The sequence below is a fragment of the Streptomyces sp. NPDC058464 genome (assembly GCF_042721035.1).
GTDB lineage: Bacteria > Actinomycetota > Actinomycetes > Streptomycetales > Streptomycetaceae > Streptomyces.
On the sequence record NZ_JBHXMA010000061.1, the window covers coordinates 43280 to 50828 of the forward strand.

Consider the following 7549-nt stretch of genomic DNA (forward strand, 5'->3'; position numbering starts at 1 on the left):
TGACACCGCGTCACTCCTCGATAGGGAGCGGGCACCGGTGAGGCGTCCCGACGTCATCGTGGTCGGGGCCGGCGGCAGTGGCGCCGTACTCGCGGCGCGGCTCGGCGAGGACGCCGACCGCACGGTGCTGCTGCTGGAGGCCGGCCCGGTACCGTCCCATCCGGCGGCGTTCGCACCGGAGTTGCTGGACGCCCGGCTCGTGCCCGGCGCACAGCCCGGACACCCCGCCGTCCAGCCGTACGCGGTCCGGCTCACTCCGGAGCGCCCGTACACGGTCGTACGGGGACGCGTTCTGGGCGGCTCGACGACCGTCAACGGCGGGTACTTCGTCCGAGCCAGGCGGGAGGACTTCGACCGCTGGTCCGCCGCAGGCGGCCCGGCCTGGTCGTACGACCGGATGCTGCCGTTTCTCCGTGCGCTGGAGACCGACCTCGACGAAGGCGGCGGCGAGTTGCACGGAGACCGCGGGCCGGTGCGTGTCCGCCGCACCGGCCTCGGCCATCCGGCCGCCGTCGCGTTCCGGGCGGCCGCCCGGCGGCTGGGCTTCCCCGTGGAACCCGACAAGAACGCCCAGGGCGCGCCGGGTTTCGGCCCGGTGCCGTGCAACGCGGTGGACGGGGTGCGTCTCAACACGGGCCTCGCCTGTCTACTGGGCGCGGCCGGCCGGCCCAACCTCCTGGTGGAGGGGGACAGTACGGTTCTCCGGGTCGTCGTCGAGCGGGGTCGTGCGACCGGCGTGGTGGTCGAGCGGCACGGGCGCCGCAGGACGGTGTCCGGCGGCCAGGTCGTGCTGTGCGCCGGGGCGTTGCGCTCCCCGCACCTGCTGCATCTGTCGGGCATCGGGCCGCGCCGCCTCCTGGAGTCACTCGGCATCCCCGTGGTCAGGGATGCGCCGGCCGTCGGAGCGCGGTTCGGCGACCATCCGCAGGTGGTGCTGGAGTGGGCGCCCCGGTGTCCGCTGCCGGAGCCCGTCGGTTCCTGGCTCGGTGGCGCGCTGCACCTCTCGTCGTCCGACGGGACCCACCCGGGTGACCTGGAGATCCTGCAGTCCCTCGTCCCGCCGGCCGGCCTGACCGGCGGCAGGGTGTCCGTGCCCGGCGCTCCGCTCGCGTTCCTCGCCTCCGTCCAGACCCCACGGCTGACGGGCCGGATGCGCACCAGGTCCGCCGCTCCCGCGACGCCCCCGGACTTCGACTACGGCTACCTGTCGACGGCGGCGGACCGGCGGCGGATGCGCGAAGTGGTCCGTGTCACCGCCGAGTTGGTCGGTACGACCGACTTCACGGAGGTCTCTGCGGGGCTCGCGGAGCCGGTGGCCGAGGTGCTGGGCGACGACCGGCATCTCGACGACTGGATTCGCGGGCACCTCGGCACGTCCCACCACACCTGCGGCACGGTACCGATGGGTCCCGCCGAGGACCCCCGGGCCGCCGTCGACGCCTACGGCGCGGTGCACGGTGTCGCCGGTCTGCGCGTCGCGGACACGTCCATCCTGCCGACGCCGCCGCTCAGGGGCCCGGCGGCCACCGCCGTCCTCATCGGTGAGGTCGTCGCCGACGCCCTGCGGCGCGGGCCGGCCTGACCGGGGCCCCGCGCCGCCGGGCCGCGCGGCTACCCGCGAAGGTCCCGGTATCCGTCCGCGAGTTGCCGCACGGCCAGATCCAGCAGTTCGCCCAGGTCGGCGTCCTCGTCGGCCAGCCACTGCTCGTACGCCGTGACGCACGCGGCCAGGACGGTGCCGCCTATCAGCCGGGGCAGCAGGTCCGACGCGGGGTGTCCGAGCCGCCGGGCGGCGAACTCCGTGACGAGGTCCCGCCACGACGCGTACCGCACGGCCGAGTCCGCCTGGAGCGTCGGCACGCGCAGGATGAGGGCCATGCGCTGCCGGTGCCAGGGCACCTCCGCCGGGTCGAACCGGTTGAACTCTACGACCGCCTCGCGCAGCGCTTCCATCATCGGCTTGTCCGGGTCGGCCGCCGCCAGCAGGGCTTCGAGCCTGACCAGTTGGGCCTCGAAGTCACCCCACACGAGGTCGTTCTTGGAGGCGAAGTACCGGAAGAAGGTGCGTCGGCCGATGCCCGCCGCGGCGGCGATGTCGTCGACCGTGGTGTCGTCGAAGCCGCGTACGGCGAACAGTTCGAAGCCCAGCCGTTCGAGCGCGCTCCGCGAGGTCACGCGCGGCCGTCCCGACCGGGTGGATCCCGCACAGACCGCCGTGTCACCCCGTGACGGCTCCATCCGCGATTCCCCTTCTTCGCCACGAGTACCGGCGACGGCGAGCAGCCTGCGCCCCGCGCCGTCGGCCGACATCCTCGCATCAGCCAGGTGGGCGGCCGCGCGGGTGCGCCGGCATGGCTCCGTCGGCACCGAAAAGACTATGCGGTTGCTCCCGCCCCCGAACCGCTCGACGTCGTGGCCCGACCGCCCTTGGCGATCGGTGGCCACGCGGCAGCTGCCCCCGCTCCGGCGCGTGCGGAGGGGCCGTCCGGCCGGACGGCCCCTCCCCCGTGCTCAGCGGGCCGCGGCGGGCTCCGCGGTGTGCTGTTCCTCGGCCGCCGGCGCCGTCGGGGCGGTCATCCTCCGGCTCAGCTTCTCCCCCTCCACGTCGATGTCCGGCAGCAGCCGGGACAGCCACTTCGGGAGGTACCAGGCCTTGTGGCCGAGCAGAGCGAGGACGGCCGGCACGATCGCCATCCGGACGACGAAGGCGTCGAAGAGGACCGCGATCGCGAGCCCGAAGCCGATCATCTTGATCATCGACTCGCCGGCGCCGATGAAGCCGGAGAACACCGCCATCATGATCAGCGCGGCGGCCACGACCACCCGGGCGCTGTGCCGGAACCCGGACACGACGGCATCCTTGGGCGCCTCGCCGTGGACGTACGCCTCGCGCATCCGGGAGACCAGGAACACCTCGTAGTCCATCGCCAGTCCGAAGACGATGCCCACCAGGAAGATCGGCATCATGCTCATGATCGGACCGGTGGACTCCACGCCCAGCAGCTCGGCGCCGTGGCCCTGCTGGAAGACCGCGACGACCGCGCCGAGGGCCGCGAGGACCGAGAGCAGGAACCCGAAAGCGGCCTTGAGCGGCACGAGCAGGGATCGGAACACCAACAGCAGAAGGACGACAGCCAGGCCGACGACCACCACGAGGTAGGGGATCAGCGAGTCCTGCACCTTCTGCGCGACGTCGATGTCCAGCGCGGTCTTGCCGGTCACCTCGAAGGAGACCCCGGCGTCCTTCTCGATACCGGGCCGTTCGTCGCGGATGGTCTTGACCAGGTCCTTGGTCTTCTCGTCGGTCGGGCTGGTGGCCGGGGTGGCGGCGAACACCGCGGTGTTCCCGGCTTCGTTGAACCGGGCCTGGGACACCGAGACAACGCCCTCGGTGCCGGCGATGTCCTTCGAGACAGCCGCCACAGCCGCCGCGGCCGCCTTCGGGGCGTCGGCCCCCTTCGCGTCGACGACGATGGTCAGGGGGCCGTTGAAACCGGGGCCGAAGCCGTCGGCAAGGGCGTCGTAGGCGCGCCGCTCGGTGGTGGAGGTGGGCTTGGCCTCGTCGCCGGGCATGCCGAGCTGGAGATCCATCACCGGTATCGCGCAGGCACCGAGACCCACGACGGAGAGCACGAGCACGGGCAGCGGAAACCGTACGACGGCCCTGGCCCAGCGGGAGCCGCCGTTCTCGGTCCTCGCCTGCTTCCTGCGGTGGCGGCGGGAGTTCCGGCGCGCGCCGCGCGCGAGTACCGCGTTCGGCCAGAAGCCGAGGATCGCCGGGACCAGGGTCAGGCAGATCAGCACCGAGGCCAGCACAGCGCCGGCGGCGGCCAGGCCCATCTTGGTGAGCATCGGGATGCCGACCACCGAGAGGCCGGCCAGGGCGATGACGACGGTGAGACCGGCGAAGACGACCGCGGAACCGGCCGTGCCGGCGGCCAGGCCCGCAGCCTCTCTCGGCGCGTGGCCCTTGGCGCGCTCCTCTCGGTAGCGGGAGACGACGAACAGGGCGTAGTCGATGCCGCAGGCCAGACCGAGCATGGTGGCGAGGGTGCCGGTGTTCTCGGACAGTCCGAAGGTCTCGGACAGGGCCATGATCCCGGTCATGCTGACGGCGACGCCGATGATCGCGGCGAGCAGCGGGAGCCCGGCAGCGGCCAGCGAGCCGAACGTGATCAGCAGTACGACGGCGGCGATGGCGATGCCGACGGCCTCGGCGCTGCCGCCCGCAGCCGGCTTCGCCGCGAGGGCGTCGCCGCCGACCTCGATCCTGAGACCCGAGCCCCGGGCCTGTTCGACGGCCCGTTCCAGGTGGATTTTGCTCGCGTCGGTGAGGTCGTCGGCCTTCGCCTTGAAGGATACCGTCGCGTAGGCGGTCCCGCCGTCCGTGCTGACGGCCTTCGCCCGGAACGGGTCGACCACGGCGGCGACCTGGTTGCCGTCGCCGGCCTCGTCGACGAGCTTCTCGATCGCCTTCTTGTTTCCGGCGGCGGTGACCTTCTCGCCGCTCGGCGCGATGAAGACGATCCGGGCGCTCGCCCCGTCCGCGGCGGCGCCCGGGAAGCGCTTCTCCATCAGGTCGAACGCCTTCTGCGACTCGATCCCCGGCATGGTGAAGCCCTCGTCGGCGGCCGCGGGCGCCTTGGCGGCGGCGAATCCGACGGCGCCCAGCACCGCCACCCACAGGACGGTGACGAACCATCGCCAGCGGAAGGCCGTGCGGCCCAGGTGGTAAAGGACAGTTGCCATGACGGGGGAAGCCTCCGCATCAGGGGTTCGGCAAGGGACGGAGGACCGGTGACCGCCCCTGCGTGAGGGAGCCCGCCCTGGTCGGGGCGGGTTCGGGGAGGTGTCCGTCTCCGCTTCCCAGCCTTCCGCGAGCCGCCCGGCGCGACGAGGGTGCGCTCTCCCGGATGCGAGGTGTAGCCCGCTACACCGCCGGGAGGATCGGCGGGCCCGCACCGAGCCGCCCGGTGACGGACGGTGATCACAGTGATCACGGTGAGGGCGGTGAGGGCGGTGAGGGCGGCCGTCACGACGGCGAGGCCGGCGGTCCTGCGGCGGTGCTCGGTGCCCGCGGTCGGCGTGCCTGCGACCACTCAGGACCAGGGCTGGTACGGCTGCTCGACCGCCGGGACCGGCGCCGGACTACCCCGGCTTGCGATGAGCCCGTCGGCGGCGCCAGGCGGCGCCAGGCGGTAGTGGTGGCTGGAGCCGGTGGTCGGGTGAGCGGCGGGCACGGTGACCGGGCGGGCCATGGGGTGTCCTGAGGCCCAAGGGCGGACAGGGGCTGGATCCAGAGGGCGGGTGCCGGGCGGGGCCGGTCGCGGAGGTCGGGCCGGGCCTCGGGGTGCTCGGGCCACCGGGACGAGCCGGCCGGTCGGCGGGGTGGTTTCGGACATCTGGCGGATGGTGCCGTACAGGGGCCTGCACCGACCGTGGAGCACGTAAGGCACGACGCGCCGGCAGCCCGCCGGCAGCCGTACGCACCGCCCGAGGCCACGCCCGGCCAGGAAAGTGGGAGGTCCCATGCCGAACGACCTGACGCTCCTGTGCGCGCCCGGCGGTGACCCCACTCTGGATCCGCTCCTCGGCGACGCCCATCTCAGCGAGGACTGCATGCGCATGGCAGGCGCCGCGAGAGCAGTGCTCTCTCCCCGCGAGTCGGCCGTCCGGGCGCCCTCGATCCGCTGCTCGGAAACCGCCGACGCCATCGGTCTCACGGCATCACCCGAGCCCATGCTGCGCGACCTCGACATAGGCAGATGGAGCGGTCACACCGCCGCCGAAATCGCGGCAACCGACCCCGACGGATTCACCGCCTGGCTCACCGATCCGGACGCCATCCCGCACGACGGAGAATCCCTGCGACAGCTGTGCCACCGGTCGGCCGACTGGCTCGGCAGCATGACACCGCACACCGACCACACGCTCGCCATCACCGAAGCGGCCGTCATCCGGGCTCTGCTCATCGACACACTCGCCATACCCGCACGCGCCTTCTGGCACCTCACCATCCCGCCCCTGTGCGCGGTCTTCCTCACCCGCCGCCACGGCCGCTGGGACGTCCAGTTCGGCAACCTCGCGCCCCACCAGCCCCGGCGCAGGCTCCTCACCAGACGCACGACGCCCCTCACCACCGCCATCGCCTGACCAGCGCATGCGAGATCAGGGACACGTCCCAGCACCGATGTATGAGGCCAGGACGTTGGTGACGGACTGCCCGAGTGTTGCTGCGGGCGGTCGACCGCCGAGAGCGGTGTGGGGCCGGCGGTAGTTGTAGTGGATGTTCCACACCGCCAGCGCCTGGGCTCGCTGTGTTTCGGAGGTCCAAGTGCCCGCGCACAGGGACTCTTCTGCCAGAATCCGGTTGTACCGTTCCACTTTCCCGTCGTGCCGGGGCCTATACGGCCGGATCCGCTGGTGCCGTGAGCCGAGTAGGGCGCGGGTGAACGCGTCGGCCCGGCGGCAGACACCATTGTCGGTGACGAGCCGTTCGATGCGGGTGATGCCGTGTACGGCAAACCACGCCCTGGCTCGGTGCCGGAACGCGATCGCCGTCGAGGCTTTCTCATCCGGCAAGGGCTCCGTGCAGGCGAGGCGGGTGTGCCCGTCGATCGCGGAGTGCAGGTACACCTACCCTCCACGGCCGGTCCTCTTCTTGTTGCGGCCGACTGCCCGGGAGTGGTCGCTGTCTCGGCCGTGGGCTCGCCATCCGCCGCCGTCAGGTATCCGTCCGACCTTCTTCACGTCGATGTGCACCATGTGTCCCGGCCGGCGAGCGGTGATCGTGCGCGCATGCCCTGGAGATGCCCATCTCCGCAGCAACGTGGGCGATCGGACGGGACACGCATCGCTCGACGAGTCGCCTGCGGCCCTCAATGGAGAGAGGCGCGTTGGCGTGGGTGCCCATCAGATGACGGCGAGGTTGTTGAGCAGGTGGCCAAGTTCTGCCGGCGCCTGAAGGTGGGCCAGGTGGCCCTGGCCGGGGAGTTCGTGGACTCCGGCGTGCGCGACGTGCTGCCGCACGTTGTCGAACGACGTTCCGTAGGGGGCCGTTCCGCGGTTGCACTGGCCGATGATCAGGTCGACTCGATCTGCCTGTCGCGCCATCGCATCCGGGGGAAGCGTCGCGTTGAGCGCGCCGAGTTCGGCGTACAGCGGTCCGCTCAAGCGACGCAAGATCGCCCAACCGTAATGATCGGCCCGAAGAGCCTCGACATGCGCAGCGGAGAAGCCGGAGATCTGCCGATTGACGATCTCGACGCAGCGATCCCAGTCCGCCGTCTCCGCTGCGGCCTTCAGGTCCGGCAGTGCACGACGTCCGAATGGCCGCATCACCGGCTGCGGCTCTCTCGGGCCACCTGACAACTTACGGACTCGTACCGCATGCGGCTGATGACCATGTCGCCGTGCGGGCGGGCGGGATGCCAGCCGGCGGCGCCGGCGGCGCTCCGAGGTGTCCAGCCCGGTCGCCGCCGACGACCTCGCGCACACCACGCCCGCCTCAGGCCTCCGAGCCCTTCCGTGCGCCGCAGGGGCACCAGCG

6 protein-coding genes and 1 pseudogene are annotated in these 7549 nt (G+C 72.1%); 2 read left to right on the top strand and 5 right to left on the bottom strand.

Features of this window, described 5'->3' with window-relative positions; all coding sequences use genetic code 11:
- Positions 1–37 precede the first annotated feature (37 nt).
- Positions 38–1582 (top strand): mycofactocin system GMC family oxidoreductase MftG, encoded by a 1545-nt coding sequence (gene mftG, locus ACFWPQ_RS46890; protein ID WP_384049902.1) that lies wholly within the window; start codon positions 38–40, stop codon positions 1580–1582.
- 29 nt (positions 1583–1611) lie between these two features.
- On the opposite strand, the gene mftR is transcribed toward mftG, so the two are convergent.
- The 3 genes from mftR to ACFWPQ_RS46905 all read right to left on the bottom strand — a co-directional run bounded on the left by mftR (position 1612) and on the right by ACFWPQ_RS46905 (position 5258).
- Positions 1612–2238, bottom strand: coding sequence for a mycofactocin system transcriptional regulator (gene mftR / locus ACFWPQ_RS46895; RefSeq protein ID WP_384049905.1), 627 nt, complete (start codon positions 2236–2238; stop codon positions 1612–1614).
- Between the two features lie 273 nt (positions 2239–2511).
- Positions 2512–4749, bottom strand: coding sequence for an MMPL family transporter (locus ACFWPQ_RS46900; RefSeq protein ID WP_384049908.1), 2238 nt, complete (start codon positions 4747–4749; stop codon positions 2512–2514).
- A gap of 350 nt (positions 4750–5099) precedes the next feature.
- Entirely contained in the window at positions 5100–5258 is a 159-nt protein-coding gene (locus ACFWPQ_RS46905) for a hypothetical protein (RefSeq protein ID WP_384049911.1), read from the bottom strand.
- A 271-nt stretch (positions 5259–5529) separates the two neighbouring features.
- Here ACFWPQ_RS46905 and ACFWPQ_RS46910 point away from each other — a divergent pair, with 271 nt between their 5' ends.
- The gene (locus tag ACFWPQ_RS46910; protein WP_384049914.1) at positions 5530–6153 is read left to right on the top strand and encodes a histidine phosphatase family protein; all 624 of its coding nucleotides are present in this window, start codon (positions 5530–5532) and stop codon (positions 6151–6153) included.
- 15 nt (positions 6154–6168) lie between these two features.
- Here ACFWPQ_RS46910 and ACFWPQ_RS46915 read toward each other — a convergent pair.
- Together ACFWPQ_RS46915 and ACFWPQ_RS46920 are read right to left on the bottom strand one after the other, a co-directional pair.
- Positions 6169–6789 (bottom strand): annotated as a pseudogene (locus tag ACFWPQ_RS46915) (integrase core domain-containing protein); the annotation flags it as partial.
- Between the two features lie 123 nt (positions 6790–6912).
- Positions 6913–7341, bottom strand: a complete 429-nt coding sequence (locus tag ACFWPQ_RS46920; RefSeq protein WP_384049917.1) for a hypothetical protein — start codon at positions 7339–7341, stop codon at positions 6913–6915.
- Positions 7342–7549: the final 208 nt, after the last annotated feature.

Coding starts and splice junctions, on each gene's coding strand:
- mftR (WP_384049905.1), bottom strand. CDS start 2,238: ATGGAGCCGTCACGGGGTGACACGGCGGTCTGTGCGGGATCCACCCGG.
- ACFWPQ_RS46900 (WP_384049908.1), bottom strand. CDS start 4,749: ATGGCAACTGTCCTTTACCACCTGGGCCGCACGGCCTTCCGCTGGCGA.
- ACFWPQ_RS46905 (WP_384049911.1), bottom strand. CDS start 5,258: ATGGCCCGCCCGGTCACCGTGCCCGCCGCTCACCCGACCACCGGCTCC.
- ACFWPQ_RS46910 (WP_384049914.1), top strand. CDS start 5,530: ATGCCGAACGACCTGACGCTCCTGTGCGCGCCCGGCGGTGACCCCACT.